We start from the raw sequence: 14,643 nt of genomic DNA on the forward strand, positions 1-14,643 counted from the left end.
CACTCGGGTGTATGCCCGACCTGTGGAGTGATCTTCTCGCCTGCCTCGAACTGTCGACCCGGTCGTCCCTGGACGATGAGATCGTCTTCGAGGGCGCCAACCAGCAGCTGGAGTACTACCGCGTCTTCGGCGGGCAACTGCTGGGCCAGTTCGTCCGCGCGGCCGCGCTGAGCTGTCCGCACAAGTCGGTCAAATCGGTGCACGCGCTGTTCGCGCGGGAGGGCCGCACCGACGAGCCGATCCGCTACCGGGTGCGTCGCCACCACGAGGGCCGTTCGTTCGCCACGGTGAGCATCGTCGCCGAACAGGATTCCGGTGTCGCGGCCACCGCCTCGATCTCGCTGCACGCGCCCGAGGACGGACCCGAGCGGCAGAGCGTGCCCGCGCCCGCCGTGATGCTCGGCGACGAGCACAAGGTGGAGTGGGGCCTGCTGCCGTGGGAGACCCGCGCGGCCGCCGATCTGGACGATGCCGCCTCCGGGCCACCGGAATTCGAGTTCTGGATGCGCACGCCGCAGGTCTCCCCGGAACTGGCGCCGGCGATCCTGGCCTACGCCACCGACCTCAATCTCATCGGCACCGCGCTGCGTCCGCTGGAGGGAATTCGCCAGAGCGGCAACGGAACCGCCTTCCGTTCGGCGGTGACCTCGCACAGCCTGTGGTTCCACCGGACCTTCCGCACCGACGAATGGCTGCTGCTGCGTCAGGACAGCCCGATCATGTCCGGCGGCCGGTGTTTCGGTCGCGGCGATGTCCTCACCGAGGGCGGGCAACTGGTCGCCTCGTACGCGCAGGAGGCCATGGTCCGCTTCCCGCAACCCGGCACCGAGTCGGCGGTGAAGTGAATAATGGAGCCGAATACGTTGCTGGACCACACTTCTCACCGCGATCCGGATAAGCCCCGATACCGGGTGGTGCAGTGGGCGACCGGCACGATCGGCACCCGTGCGCTGCGCGGGGTGATCGAACATCCGGATCTGGAACTCGTCGGCCTGCTGGTGCACTCGCCCGACAAGGCCGGGCGGGACGCGGGTGAGCTGTGCGGTCTACCGCCGACCGGCGTCCTCGCGACCGACGACATCGAGCGGATCATCGATCTGGACGCGGACTGCGTACTCTACATGCCGCTGATCTTCGACGGCGACACCGTGGTCCGCCTGCTCACCGCCGGCGCGAATGTGGTGACCACCTGCGGGGCCTTCCACCATCCCGCGAGCATGGATCCCGCGCTGCGGCACCAGGTTCAGCACGCGTGCGGGCTCGGTCGGTCCTCGGTGCACAGCACCGGGAGCAGTCCCGGATTCATCAGCGAGGCCGTACCGCTCGTGCTGTCCTCGATTCAGCGCCGCTTGGACCGCCTGGCGATCGACGAGTACGCCGACCTGTCCCGACGGGATTCGGCGGCCATGCTGTTCGACATCATGGGTTTCGGCCGACCGCCGACGGAATTCGATCCCGCCCGGGCCGAATATCTCGCCGCGAGCTTCGGCCCGTCGCTGCGCCTGGTGGGCGACGCCCTGGGCCTGCCCGTCGACTCGCTCACCGCACACGGCGAGGTCGCCACCGCACGCGAGACGTTCACCATCGCCGCGGGCACGATCGAGCAGGGAACCGTTGCGGCGCAACGCACCACGATCACCGGCCTGGTCGGCGGCCGACCGCTGCTGAGCTTCCGCGCCACCTGGTACTGCGGCAAGGACATCGAACCCGCCTGGGACCTGCACGACACCGGCTGGCACATCTCGGTGGAAGGCGACGCCCCGCTCGAGGTCACGCTCCACTTCCCGGTCCCGCTCGAGCGCATGGCGGAGATCTCCCCCGCCTACACCGCCAACCGCGCGGTCAATGCCGTGCCCGCGGTGTGCGCTGCCGAGCCCGGTATTCGCACCACACTGGACCTACCGCACATCATCACGACACTGGGCTGAGCCTCACGAAACCGGGCTGAGCCTCACGAAACTAGGCTGAGCGCGATTCGATTGCGGCGCACTGTACTGCACTTCAGACGGCCGTAATGCGCACTCACCGTGCGTAACTCGCAGTCACCGCATATGACGAGCCGCTCACGGTTGTGCCGCCCTGGACGGGCGCACGTATGCACAGATGCGTTTGGGCACAGAGCAATTCGCATCGGATGGCTTGGCCCGGAGTTAGTGGCCGTCGGCTGCCAGATCTGCGAGCAACGCGTCCACCCGGGCCTGGGCTCGCTCGGCGACGCCCGCGCCGGGCGCGGCGTGGACGCGCCCCTGTTCCACTGCTGTGAGCGCCGCCTCGGCTACCTCTCGAGGAGAGAGGATTCCGCCGCGGGCCGCGGCCAGGGTGCGCATCGAGGGGGCGGGGGCGTCGGCGGGCGGGGGTGTGATCGCACCGAGGGTGGCCGAGTTCCGGCCGAGCGGGGTGTCCACCAGCCCGGGGCACAGGACGGTCGCGCCCAGGTTCGGTGATGCCTGTTTCAGTTCCAAATCCAGGGTTTCGGTGAGACCGACGACCGCGTGCATCGTACCGGTGTAGGGGGTGCGATCCGGGAGCGGGGTCAGGCCGCCGGAGGAGGCGGTGTTGAGGATGTGGCCGGCGCCCCGGGCGATCAGCAGCGGCGCGAAAGCCTTGACGCCGTGGATGACTCCGAGCATCTTGATGCCGATCATGCGCTGCCAGGTGCGCGCGTCCTGCTCCCACATCGGGGTCGCGGGGCAGACGACTCCGGCGTTGTTGCAGACCAGATCCACGCGGCCGTAGGCGGTCATGGTGGCCCGGGCGAGCGCCTGCACCGAGGGCTCGTCGCTCACGTCGGCGACCACGGCGGTGACCTCGGCTCCGGCGCCGCGCAGCGCGGCCGCGGCTTCGGTCAGGCCGTCCTGCCGGATGTCCGAGAGGATCAGGCGGACCTCGCGGGCGGCGAGCGCCTCGGCCAGGCCGTAGCCGATACCGCTGGCGCCGCCGGTGATGACGGCGACCTGGCCCGACCGTATCTGCATCACGGCTCCTCTTCATCGGAACCCTTGCGGTGCAACGGGCTCGAACGTGCATGGAAACTACATTCTCAATAAATGTACACACCATTCTCACGCCTGTGAACAGCCGGCGCGCCGAATCGAAGGTATTGCTTTCGCTATATCTTACGATATAACTTGAGAGCGTGAGTCCACGACGACCTCCTATTCCAGGCGGCATCGGCCCGGGTCCGGGGCGGTTCTTCGGGCCCGGTGAGCTGCGGCTGGCATTGCTCGCGCTCATCGCCGAGCAGCCCGGCCACGGCTACGAACTGATGTCCCGGCTGGAGGATCGCTGCCGCGGCGCGTATCGCCCGAGCGCGGGCGCGGTCTACCCCACCCTCCAGCAGTTGGAGGACGAGGGGCTGGCCACGCTCGAGATCGACAGCGGCAGAAAGGTTTTCCACATCACCGTCGCGGGCCGAACCGAGGTGGACGCACACGGCGAGACCGTGGAACAGATCTGGGACCGCGCCACCGAACGCGGTGAGTGGGGCATGTTCCGCGATCCCGACGCCGCCGAGATCGTCGGCCCCGCACTGCGTCTGTTCAAGACCGCGGTCTCGGTGATCGTGCACTCCCACGGCGACCCGGAGGTCGTCGACCGGGTCCGGGCGGTCCTGACCGAGGCCACCGGCGAGCTGCGGCAGCTGAAGACCGAGATCAAACACGCACACCGGGCTCATCATCAGCAGCGGCGTCGCGGCCGCCGCACCGAGTGATCGCATCTCCCGATACGAAGGTATTCCCATGGCGCACAACGACACTCCCGCGCACACGACCATCGCCGAGGCGAATCCGCCGACCGACTCGCCCCGCGGCCTGCGGAACCGCCTGATGGACCGCTTCTTCCTGGAGGGCCAGGTCCTCGAGACCGAACAGATCGCCGCGCGCATGCGCCGCATCCGCATCGGCGGACCGGCCCTGCGCGGCCTGAATTGGTCTCCGGGACAGCAGATCCGGATCGCGACCGGCGATCCGAACGCCGAGGGCGTCATGGGTCGGATCGGCGATCTGCGCACCTATTCGGTCTGGCACTACGATCCGGACGCCGCCGAGATCCACATCTGCGTCATGGATCATGGCGAGGGCCCCGGCGCCGTCTGGGGCCGCCAGGCGAAACCCGGTCTCGCCGTGCGCTTCCGCGGCCCCGAGGGCTCGTTCACCCTCCGCCCGGACGCTCCGTACCACCTGTTCGCCGGGGAGGAGACCGCCTCGGCGGCCTTCGGCCCGATGTTGCGCGCGGTCCCCGGCCACGTCCCGGTCTACGGCGCGGTCGAAACCGCCACCGAGACCGACCGCCTCCCCCTGCACCGGGCCGTGGCCCTGACCCGCCCGCTGCGCGGCACCGCCTCGGCCGCCCGGTCGCAGACACTGCTCGACGCGGTCCGCGCGATCGACCTCCCGGCCGAACCCGGTATCGCCTACCTCGCCGGAGAAGCCAGGACTATCCAGATGATCTCCGGATATCTTGTCCGGGAACGGCATTGGCCGCGACGGTCGGTCGTCACCAAACCGTTCTGGACACCCGGCAAGCGCGGCATGGACTGACAGCGCGGCGCGCGTACAGACCGCCGTGCCGGGTCCGGCCGCGAACTCCGCCGACAGCGACCGCCGCCACTCAGCACAGCGCCCATTGGGCCGGAATCCGGTCGGCTGCAAACAGACCCAGGTCGATCAGGGGTGCCCTCACGTACCGCGAACTACCGGGCCGCCGACCGGCGAACTCAGCGCTTGGCGGCGGTGAGCTTCGCGATATTGGCCTTGAAGTCCTCGCTCTGGAAGGTGAGATCCTCTGCGGTGAGCGCGAAATCGAGAGTCTGCAACACCGTGTGCTCGAGCTGCATGTTGAACAGGCGTTTGGTGCTCTCCACCGCCTGCTGGGGCAGTTCGAGAATGCGCTGCGCGCAGGCCAGGGCCTCGGCGACCGGATCGGCGACGACGTGGTTGGCCAGACCCATCTCACGGGCCCGCTCGGCGGGGATGCGCGCACCGGTGATGGCGTACTCCTTGGCCAGCAGCATGCTGGTGTGCAGCGGCCAGGTGAGCGGGCCGCCGTCGGCGGCGACCAGGCCGACCTGCACATGCGGATCGGCCAGGTACGCGGTCTCGGCGATGTAGACCAGATCGCTCAAAGCGACCAGGCTGCAACCCAATCCGACGGCAGGTCCGTTCACCGCGGCGATCACCGGAATCCGGCAGCGCGCCATCCCGAGCACGATGTCGCGGCCGTCGGCGATGGACTTCGCGCGCAGGTCGCGGTCGTTGCTCAACTCGTCGAGATAGCTGAAATCCCCGCCCGCGGAGAACGCGCGCCCGGCGCCGGTCAGCACGGCGACTCGCGCGGTGGGATCCGCGCTGAGCCGCGGCCAGAGCCGGGCCAGCCCCGAGTGCAGCGAATCGTTGACCGCGTTGAGTGCGTCGGGACGGTTGAGGGTGATGATCCGGACCGGCCCCTCGGCGCGGACGTCGATTTCGGCGGGCATGTCGTACATGTCAAACTCCCAATCCCAGGATGCGTGCGGCGATGATGTTCTTCTGAATCTGCGAGGTGCCACCCATGACGCTCTGCGCCCGGCTGTACATGTACGAGCCGAGCAGTTCGGGATCGCGGCTGCCGCCCACACTCAGCGCGGCATGTCCGACCGACTGATCGACCCAGGTCATGAGCAGTTTGTCCAGCGATCCGTCCGGACCGTGGGTCACCCCGTCGAGCTGCTCGGAGAGCCTGCGGCGCACGTGCAACCGCAGCATCTCGGTCTGCACCGCGGCCCAGGCGAGTTCGGCGGGCGGCGGCCCGTCCACTCGGGAGGCCAACTGGCGCACCAGCTTTCCGTATCGCGCGGCGAATCCGAGGGTGGAGGGCTCGCGTTCGTGCCCGACCACGGTCATGGCGAGCTTCCAGCCGTCGCCGGGTTCGCCGACGATCTGATCGGCGGGCACCGTCGCGCCGTCGAAGCGCACCTGCCCGAACTCACGGGTGACACCGCTGATCATCTTCAGCGGCCGCTGTTCCACGCCCGCCTGATGCATCGACAGGATGAACGCCGAAATCCCCTTGTGCCGAGGCACATCCGCATCGGTGCGGGCCAGCAGCAGACACCAGTCCGCGACATCGGAGTAGCTGGTCCAGATCTTGTGCCCGTGGATGACGTAGTGGTCGCCCTCGCGGGTGGCGGTGGTCGTCAGCGAGGCCAGATCCGAGCCCGCACCCGGTTCGCTGAAGCCCTGGCACCAGCGTTCGGTGCCGTTGATCATCCCGGGCAGGAAGCGCTGATGCAATTCCTTGCTGCCGTGCCGCCCCAGCCCCTGCACCAGATAGCCCAGGCTCGGGCGCGGCGGCGCTCCGGCGATCGCCAGTTCCTCGTCCAGGATGACGTCGAAGACCGGCGGCAGCTCCTGCCCGCCGAACTCCCGCGGCCAGGTCACGCCGAAGAATCCCGCCGCGTACAGGGCCTGATGCCATTCGCCCTGCCGCGCCCAGTACTCATCGCCCGAGGTCGGGAAGCGTCCGGCGGTCTCGGCCAGCCAGTCGCGCAGGCGCGACCGGAATTCGGCCTCTTCGGGTGAATCACGAAAGTCCACAGTCGATCTCCTCCAGACGCACAGGGAACAGTTCTGTCGAGTTCAGCGCGCGCCGCAGATAGACGTGCGCCAGGCATTCCCAGGTGTTGCCGATACCGCCGTGCACCTGGATGGCCGTCTCGCACACCGTCAACGCGGACCGCGCGCAGTACAGCTTGGCGATCTGCCCGGCCCGGATGGCCTCGCCGGGAGTGAGTTCGTCCACCGCCCACGCCGCATGTCGCAGCACGCTGATCGACCCCTCGATCAGCGCCTGACTCTCCGCGAGCAGATGCGCGACGGCCTGATAGGAGCCGATCGTATTGCCGTACTGCTCACGCACTTTCGCGTAGTCGACCGCGAGAGCCTGTGCGCCACGGGCACATCCGACCAGGTCGGAACTGGTCGCGGTGAGCGCCAGCGCCTGCCAGCGGCCGAGCTGGTCGGCGCCGAGTTCGCCCAGCGGTTCGGGGACACCATCGATCAGCGCGTCATGTCTGGTCAGGTCCGCGCCGGGTGAATCCTCGCCGACGCCCGCGGCCAGCAGCCGGGATCCCGCCACGATCAGCACCCGGTCGGCAGCGCGGGCATCGATGGCCCGATCGTCGACGGCCACGGTCCAGCGGGTATCGGCCTGGCCGGACTGTCCGCGCAGGTCATCGGCCAGGACCGGGCCGAGGAACGGCACGTCCACCAGTCCGCGCGCGAACTCCTCGGCGACGATCGCGACCTCGACACCGGTGGCCCCGTCCGAGCGCAACGCTCGCCAACCGGTCTGCGCGACCGTCGACTCCAGCCTGTGCACCCGGGCCTGGTCGTCCAGCCCCAGCACCGAGCCCGGTCCCAGGTCGTCGGCCAGTTTCGCGGCGGCGTCACGCAGCTGCCGCTGTTCACTCGTGTATCTGACGTCCATACTGCTCCTTGAGAATTCGGCGCAACACCTTGCCCGACGGCAGGCGGGGGATCTCGGATACGAAGACCACGCGGCGCAGCCGCTTGTACCCGGCCAGACGGTCCGCGACCAGCGCGGCCAGTTCGTCGGCGGTGACTTCGGCGGCGCGGGTGACCGCGGCGACGATCGCCTCGCCGTCGCCCGGGTCGGCCACACCGAACACCGCGCAGTCGGCCACGGCCGGATGCGCGTGCAGTACGGCCTCGATCTCGGCCGGTGCGACCTGGAAGCCGCGCACCTTGATCATCTCCTTGGACCGGTCGGTGAGCCGGATCCAGCCTTCAGCGTCGATACTGCCGACGTCGCCGGTGCGGTACCAGCCCTCGTCGAACGCGCTCGCGGTCGCCTCGCCGGGGAGATATCCGGCCATGAGCGAGGGGGCGCGAGCCTGTAGTTCGCCGATCTCCCCCGGGCCCAGCGGTTCCCGGGTCTCCAGCGAGATCACGCGCATCCGCACGCCCGGCGCGGCCTTGCCCACACTGTCCAGCCGCGCACCGCCGATCGGGCTGCACGCGATGACCGGCAACTCGCTGGCGCCGTAGGCGGGCAGCCAGGGCACACCCGTTCGGGCGGTGACGGTTTCGGCGACACCGGGTGCGACCGGCGTCGCACCCCACATGATGTAGCGCAGCGAGGACAGATCGTAGGACTCGAGTCCGGGATGGGCGGCCAGCGCCAGAGCGATGGGGGCCACGGCCATTTCGACGGTGATCCGGTCCTCGGCGATGCAGCTCAGCATGCGTTCGAGGTCGAAGCGCCGGTGCAGCCGCATCCAGGCGCCGGCCTGCAGGACGGTGACGATGTTCAGCAGGCCCAGGATGTGCGAGGGCGGGGTGAGGATCTGCAGGCGGTCATAGGAATTCAGCTCGAGCACGCTGATCCAGTGCTGTACCGCCGCGGCCATCGAGGCGTGCGTATGTCGCACTGCCTTGGGCAGACCCGTTGTGCCGGAACTGAACACGAGTACCGCATCGGACTGCGGATCGGGCCGGGTGGCCGGATGCGGACGCGGGGTGATCGGCTCGTCCAGATGCCGCATCGGCAGCGCCTGCGCGAGCAACGGCGAATCGCCCACGCCGAGAACGGGTTCGGTCAGTGCCAGTGCGTGGTCGATCTCGGTCCGCTTCCAGGCCGGACTGATCAGCACCACCGTCGCGCCCAGCTGCCACAACCCCAATACCGCCATCACGAATTCCGGCCGGTTGGAGGACATCAGCGCGACGCGGTCACCCGGCCGCACGCCACGTTCGGCCAGTTCGGCCGCCAGGCCCGCGGCGAGACGGTCCAGTTCCTGCCGGGTGTACTCGCGTCCCTCGAAGACCAGCGCGACCGGATCGGCGCGGAGCGGCCCGATAGCGCCCGGCGCGCTCACGGCGACTCCCGAGTGGTGCACGACACCATCGCGACCGTCCAATCTCATTGATGAGAATCTAATTCTCTCTATACTAGAATCTTAATACCAGAGGAGGGTAGTTCATGGCGAGACCACCGATGTTCCAGCGCGCGACCGTCACCAGGATCAGCAAGGAGAGCGCGGACGCACGCACCTTCGTGCTGGCCCCGCACGAGGGGCCGATCACGTACCGTGCCGGGCAGTTCTGCACATTCCGGGTGAATGTCGACGGCCGGGCCCTGTTCCGCTCGTACTCGATGTCCAGTGCGCCCGAAACGGATGGCGAACTGATGACCACCGTCAAGCGGGTGCCCGGCGGCGCGGTCTCGAACTGGCTGCACGACAACGTCGTCGAGGGCGACGAACTGGAGATGTCCCAGGCCGCGGGCCGATTCTGCCTGCGCGAAACACCGGCGCCCCTGCTCGGATTCACCGGCGGCAGCGGGATCACCCCGGTCCTGTCGCTCACCAAGAGCGCCCTGGCCACCACCGACCGGCGGGTGCGACTGCTGTGCGCGGACCGGGATCGCGCGTCGGTGATCTTCGACACCGCGCTGGCCGACCTGGCGGCGCGGTATCCCGGACGACTCAGCGTGATCCGGCACCTGGACTCCGACAGCGGATTCCTCACCCCCGAGGCGATCGCCGAGTTCGTCGGGTCCGACGGGGACGCCGACAGCTACGTCTGCGGGCCCGAACCGTTCATGGAGATGATCGAGAAGGCCCTGCCCGGACCGGGCCTGATCTTCAGTGAGCGATTCGGCGCTCCGGCGCCGGTGCTGCCCGAAGCCGGCCCCCTCGACACCGCGACATCGACGACCGCGGCTCCGGTCGCTCCCGCCGGGGCGGCAGCCACGGGCGAAGGCACCGTCACGATCATCCTGAACCGCAAGAAGAAGACCGTCCCCCGCAACGAGGGCGAAACCCTGCTCGAGAGCGCCCGCCGAGCGGGTCTGACCCCGCCCTTCTCCTGCGAGGCGGGCAACTGCGCCACCTGCATGGCCAAGGTCACCGCGGGACATGCGACGCTGCGCCAGAACAACGCCCTCACCGACGACGAACTCGCGGAAGGCTACGTACTGACCTGCCAGGCCGTCCCCGACACCGATTCCATCACCGTCGACTACGAGTGAGACCCGAGAACGCCCTCCCGCCCCGGCCCCGCGAAGCGGATCCCAGCCGATCCGCCCGCGGGGCCTCGCGCGTACCGGGAGTCTCACCCGTCGCGCCGCCGGATTGCTCCATTTTCCGCGCCACGCCACGCAGTTGCCGAATCACGGTGCGGCGACGCATGACTCGGCCGCTCGCCCGGGCTGCTCGAACGTCCGTGGCGCAACGCCTCTCGATGCATGCGCAGCGGACTCCAACTCCCGCGTCCGGACCCTCGTCGCACGGCATCTCTGTCGACGATCGGCCTCGTCCGGGTTCGGCAGTTGCCGATACCCGGCGATGCGGATCGGCTTCCGCCCGCACACGAAGCATCTCGCGAATGCGGTGCCGAGATGTTCCCGGCTCCGGTATCCCGCTGCACGAGAGTGTCTTTCAATACCCGGCCTCGCCCAGGACCGGGGGCGGGCCGTACTCGGGCTCGTACCCGGCGATCTTGATCGGGTTGCGGATCAGGCGGAAGTCGCCCGCGGTGACGATCGCTTCGGGGGTCGCGGCCAGCGCTTCGGGGAGGGTGCGCACCGCTGCTGCGGGAATTCCCAAGGGGCGCAGCCGATCCTGCCAACCGGCGGCCGTGTCGGCGGCCAGGGCGGTGGCAACCGCGGCGAGCACCTCGTCACGACTGGAGGCGCGCTCGGCCATGGTCTCGAAACCGGCGACTCCGGCCTCGGCGGCGAAGGTCTTCCAGAATCCGTCATGGGTGATGAACAGCGCGAGATAGCCCTCGGCGGTCGGGAAAAGTTGCGCCGGAACGTAATACGAGTGCGCACCGAAGGGACGGCGGCGGGGTTCGGCGCCGGTGCCCAGATAGGCGGCGGCGTGGTAGTTGAGCTGGGAGAGCATCACGTCGTAGAGCGAGACGTCGACCTGTCCGCCGCGGCCCGACACGATCTGCGCGAGCAGGCCCAGCGCGGCGGTCAGACCGGTGGAATTGTCCGCGGAGGAGTATCCGGGCAGGGTGGGTGGGCCGTCCGGATCGCCGGTCATGGCCGCGATGCCGACCGATGCCTGGATGACGTAGTCGAAGGCAGGGTCATCGCCGCCTTCCAGGCCGAATCCGGTGACGGCCACGCACACGATCCGCTCGTTCCAGCGGCGCAGTGCGGCATAGGTCAGTCCGAGCCGCCGGATCGCCGAGGGCTTCAGGTTCACCAGCAGCGCATGCGATTGCGCGACCAACTCACCCAGCCGATCCTGTCCGCCGGGCGAGGTCAGATCGATGCACAGGCTCCGCTTACCGCGATTGAGGCTGGCGAAGTAGGTGTCGCTGACCTGCCGGGAGATCTCGCCCGAGGCCGGTTCCAGCTTGGTCACCTCAGCACCCAGATCGGCCAGCATCATGGTCGCGTAGGGCCCGGCCAGCATGGTGCCGACTTCCAGGACCCGGACCCCGGCCAGCGGACCTCCGCCGGTCGCGTCCGGATCCGGCGACACTCGTCCATCCGCTCGCATCTGCATCACCCGTTCTCCGCGAACCTCGCCGACGCGCGATCCGCCCCGACGTTCCGACCCGAATGCCATTGCCCTGCAGGGACTAACGCAACTCCCGCGCGACCTCGGCGATCATCTCGCGGGTGCGGCGCTTGGAGGCGCGCAACTCGTCGAGCGTGTCCCCGATCGGCAGCAGCCGCACCGACACATCCGTCGCGCCGGCCTCGGCGTACCGGCGCAACCCCGCCACGATCGCGGCCTCGTCGCCGGCGACGCACATATCGCCGATATCCCGGGCGTCGCCCTGATCCAGCAGCCGTTGATAATTCGGCGAAACCTCCGCCTCGGCGAGAATGCGGTTGGCTCGCTCCTTCGCCTGATCCACCTCGTCCGGACGGCACAGGCACACCGGCAGCCCCGCCACGATGCGCGGAGCCGGGCGGCCCGCATCGGCGGCGGCCTTGGTGATCTTCGGCGCGATGTGGTCGGCGATCGCGCGCTCGTCGGCCATCCACAGCACCGTGCCGTCGGCCCGCTCCCCCGCGATGCGCAACATCACCGGTCCCAGCGCGGCCACCAGCACGGGGATCGGCGCAACCGGCCCCAGGTCCAGCGGATTGTGCACGGTGAACGCCTCGTTCTCCACATCCACCGAACCGGGCCCGCGCAGTGCGGGATCGAGCACGTCGAGGTAGTCGCGAGTGTAGGCGGCCGGCTTGTCGTACGGCAGGCCCAGCATGTCCCGCACGATCCAGTGATGCGACGGCCCGACGCCGAGCGCGAGCCGCCCGCCCGCCGCAGCCTGGGCCGAAAGCGCCTGCCGCGCAAGAGCGATCGGATGTTGCGCCTGCAAAGGCACCACGGCCGTGCCCAATTCGATGCGCGTGGTCTTCAGGCCCATCAGCGCGATGGTGATCAACGCGTCGAAATCGGTGGGTATCTGCGGAATCCACGCCGTGTCCAGACCGGCGGACTCCGCCCATTCGATATCGGCCAGCATCCGGTCGAGCTTGCGCGCCGCATCGCCCTTCTCCGGGCCGATCATCACTCCGATACGCACGAATTTCCTCCAGTTCCAGGCACTTTCACAGTGCGGCCGCGATTCTCCGCGGCGTGATCAGGACGACGCCGCTGTGCCGGTCAAGGCACGGATCTCGGCGACCAGGACTTCCAGCGCGGTGCCGGTCGGGAACACCGCCGCGGCACCGGCCTCCTCCAGTCGCGGCACGTCCGCCTGCGGAATGGTGCCGCCGACGACCACGGCGATATCCCCGGCGTCCGCGGCCCGCAGCGCGTCCACCACCCGCTTGGTCAGCGCCAGATGCGCACCGGACAGGATGCTCAGCCCCACCACGGCCACATCCTCCTGCAGCGCGATCGAGACGATGTCCTCCACGCGCTGGCGGATTCCGGTGTAGATCACCTCGAAACCCGCATCCCGCAACGTGCGCGCGACGATCTTCGCGCCGCGATCGTGCCCGTCCAACCCCGGCTTGGCGACCAGTACCCGCGCGGCCATCAGAACACCACCGGCTGCTGGAATTCGCCCCACACCGATTTCAGCGCGGCGGTCATCTCCCCGACCGTGCAATAGGCATTGGCGCAGTCGATCAGGCGGTCCATCAGATTCTCGTCTCCCTCGGCGGCGGCGCGCGACAGTGCGTTCAGGGTGGATTGCACTGCGGCGGACTCCCGTTCGGCCTTCACCTTGGCCAGGCGTCGCAGCTGCACCTCGCGGCCCTGCGCATCGAGTTCGTAGGTGCCGATATCGGGTGCGGGCTCATCGGAGACGAACCGGTTCACCCCGACCACCGGACGTTCGCCCGATTCGATCTGCTGATGCGCCTTGTACGCCTCGTCGGCGATCAGGCCCTGCAGATAGCCGTCCTCGATGCAGCGCACCATCCCGCCGTGCTGGTCCAGATCGGCCATGATCTCGACGATGCGGGCCTCGGTCTCGTCGGTCAGCGCCTCGACGAAGTACGAGCCGCCGAGCGGATCCGCGACCCGGGTCACACCGGTCTCGTAGGCCAGGATCTGCTGGGTGCGCAGCGCCATGGTCGCCGATTCCTCACTGGGCAGCGCGAACGGCTCGTCCCAGGCCGCGGTGAACATCGACTGCACCCCGCCCAGTACCGAGGCCAGCGCCTCGTAGGCGATCCGGACCAGATTGTTCTGCGCCTGCGGCGCGTACAGCGACGCACCACCGGAGACGCAGCCGAACCGGAACATCGATGCCTTGTCCTTCGTCGCGCCGTACCGCTCGCGCACGATCGTGGCCCAACGGCGCCGTCCCGCACGGTATTTCGCGATCTCCTCGAAGAAATCGCCGTGCGTGTAGAAGAAGAAGGAGACCTGCGGAGCGAACTGATCGATACTCATCCGCCCGCGTTCGACGACGGTGTCGCAGTAGGTGACGCCGTCGGCGAGGGTGAACGCCATCTCCTGCACCGCCGTGGCCCCGGCATCGCGAAAGTGCGCGCCCGCCACCGAGATCGCGTTGAACCGCGGCACCTGCGCGGCACAGAATTCGATGGTGTCGGCGATCAGCCGCAGCGACGGTTCGGGCGGCCAGATCCAGGTGCCGCGCGAGGCGTACTCCTTGAGGATGTCGTTCTGGATTGTGCCCGTGAGCTTTTCGCGCGGAACACCCTTCTTCTCCGCGGCCGCGACATAGAACGCCAGCAGGATCGCGGCCGTGCCGTTGATGGTGAAGCTGGTGGAGATCTTGTCCAACGGGATTCCGTCGAACAGGATCTCGGCATCGGCCAGGGTGTCCACCGCGACACCGACCCGGCCGACCTCCTCGCTCACCTCGGGATCGTCCGAGTCGTAACCGCACTGGGTCGGCAGGTCCAGCGCCACCGACAGACCGGTGCCGCCCTGTTCGAGCAGGTAGCGGTAGCGCCGATTGGACTCCTCGGCGGTGCCGAATCCGGAGTACTGGCGGAACGTCCACAGTCGCCCCCGATAGCCGGAGGCGAAATTTCCGCGCGTGAAGGGATACTCGCCCGGCGCGGGCGGATCGGCTCGCCGATCCTGCGGTCCGTACACCGCTTCGAGCGGTATACCGGACGAGGTCTGCACTTCGTTGTTCATCAGTGAATACGGTACTTGCCAAAAAAGAGAATGCCAATACCATCAGG

14 protein-coding genes are annotated in these 14,643 nt (G+C 68.6%); 5 read left to right on the top strand and 9 right to left on the bottom strand.

Features of this window, described 5'->3' with window-relative positions:
* The first annotated feature begins 11 nt into the window (after positions 1–11).
* On the top strand, positions 12–845 hold the full coding sequence (locus NV1_RS09195; RefSeq protein ID WP_067887936.1) for an acyl-CoA thioesterase: 834 nt from the start codon (positions 12–14) through the stop codon (positions 843–845).
* Between the two features lie 3 nt (positions 846–848).
* A complete protein-coding gene (locus tag NV1_RS09200; protein ID WP_067887939.1) occupies positions 849–1,928 on the top strand; it encodes an NAD(P)H-dependent amine dehydrogenase family protein in 1,080 nt (359 codons plus the stop codon).
* Between the two features lie 222 nt (positions 1,929–2,150).
* Here NV1_RS09200 and NV1_RS09205 read toward each other — a convergent pair whose 3' ends face one another.
* Entirely contained in the window at positions 2,151–2,975 is an 825-nt protein-coding gene (locus tag NV1_RS09205; protein WP_067887942.1) for an SDR family NAD(P)-dependent oxidoreductase, read from the bottom strand.
* Between the two features lie 161 nt (positions 2,976–3,136).
* On the opposite strand from NV1_RS09205, the gene NV1_RS09210 reads away from it, so the two are divergent.
* Together NV1_RS09210 and NV1_RS09215 are read left to right on the top strand one after the other, a co-directional pair.
* Complete coding sequence (locus NV1_RS09210; RefSeq protein WP_157116716.1) at positions 3,137–3,712, top strand: PadR family transcriptional regulator; 576 nt, start codon at positions 3,137–3,139, stop codon at positions 3,710–3,712.
* Positions 3,713–3,740: 28 nt separating this feature from the next.
* The gene (locus NV1_RS09215; RefSeq protein ID WP_084525209.1) at positions 3,741–4,541 is read left to right on the top strand and encodes a siderophore-interacting protein; all 801 of its coding nucleotides are present in this window, start codon (positions 3,741–3,743) and stop codon (positions 4,539–4,541) included.
* A gap of 176 nt (positions 4,542–4,717) precedes the next feature.
* Here NV1_RS09215 and NV1_RS09220 read toward each other — a convergent pair whose 3' ends face one another.
* From NV1_RS09220 to NV1_RS09235, 4 genes are read right to left on the bottom strand one after another with little or no spacing between them, the layout of a single operon-like run.
* Positions 4,718–5,485 (bottom strand): enoyl-CoA hydratase/isomerase family protein, encoded by a 768-nt coding sequence (locus tag NV1_RS09220; RefSeq protein ID WP_067887948.1) that lies wholly within the window; start codon positions 5,483–5,485, stop codon positions 4,718–4,720.
* A gap of 1 nt (position 5,486) precedes the next feature.
* On the bottom strand, positions 5,487–6,575 hold the full coding sequence (locus tag NV1_RS09225) for an acyl-CoA dehydrogenase family protein (protein ID WP_067887951.1): 1,089 nt from the start codon (positions 6,573–6,575) through the stop codon (positions 5,487–5,489).
* Positions 6,562–7,467 carry an acyl-CoA dehydrogenase family protein gene (locus tag NV1_RS09230; RefSeq protein ID WP_067887954.1) on the bottom strand — a complete coding sequence of 302 codons (906 nt, stop codon included), beginning with the start codon at positions 7,465–7,467 and terminating at the stop codon, positions 6,562–6,564. The genes NV1_RS09225 and NV1_RS09230 overlap by 14 nt, the downstream gene beginning before the upstream one ends.
* Positions 7,445–8,926: a class I adenylate-forming enzyme family protein gene (locus tag NV1_RS09235; RefSeq protein ID WP_084525210.1), complete on the bottom strand. Its 1,482-nt coding sequence runs from the start codon at positions 8,924–8,926 to the stop codon at positions 7,445–7,447. The genes NV1_RS09230 and NV1_RS09235 overlap by 23 nt, the downstream gene beginning before the upstream one ends.
* A 56-nt stretch (positions 8,927–8,982) precedes the next feature.
* Here NV1_RS09235 and NV1_RS09240 point away from each other — a divergent pair, with 56 nt between their 5' ends.
* Positions 8,983–10,032: a ferredoxin--NADP reductase gene (locus NV1_RS09240; RefSeq protein ID WP_067887957.1), complete on the top strand. Its 1,050-nt coding sequence runs from the start codon at positions 8,983–8,985 to the stop codon at positions 10,030–10,032.
* A 409-nt stretch (positions 10,033–10,441) separates the two neighbouring features.
* On the opposite strand, the gene NV1_RS09245 is transcribed toward NV1_RS09240, so the two are convergent.
* The 4 genes from NV1_RS09245 to NV1_RS09260 form a co-directional block, all read right to left on the bottom strand.
* Positions 10,442–11,524 (bottom strand): CaiB/BaiF CoA transferase family protein, encoded by a 1,083-nt coding sequence (locus tag NV1_RS09245; RefSeq protein ID WP_245713621.1) that lies wholly within the window; start codon positions 11,522–11,524, stop codon positions 10,442–10,444.
* A 76-nt stretch (positions 11,525–11,600) separates the two neighbouring features.
* Positions 11,601–12,557 (bottom strand): LLM class F420-dependent oxidoreductase, encoded by a 957-nt coding sequence (locus NV1_RS09250; protein WP_067887960.1) that lies wholly within the window; start codon positions 12,555–12,557, stop codon positions 11,601–11,603.
* A 57-nt stretch (positions 12,558–12,614) separates the two neighbouring features.
* The gene (locus NV1_RS09255) at positions 12,615–13,016 is read right to left on the bottom strand and encodes a cobalamin B12-binding domain-containing protein (RefSeq protein WP_067887963.1); all 402 of its coding nucleotides are present in this window, start codon (positions 13,014–13,016) and stop codon (positions 12,615–12,617) included.
* Positions 13,016–14,596: a methylmalonyl-CoA mutase family protein gene (locus tag NV1_RS09260; RefSeq protein WP_067887967.1), complete on the bottom strand. Its 1,581-nt coding sequence runs from the start codon at positions 14,594–14,596 to the stop codon at positions 13,016–13,018. Before NV1_RS09260 ends, NV1_RS09255 begins: the two co-directional genes overlap by 1 nt.
* Positions 14,597–14,643 lie beyond the last annotated feature (47 nt).

The sequence above is a fragment of the Nocardia vaccinii NBRC 15922 genome, from assembly GCF_001613305.1.
Classification (GTDB): Bacteria; Actinomycetota; Actinomycetes; order Mycobacteriales; family Mycobacteriaceae; genus Nocardia; species Nocardia vaccinii.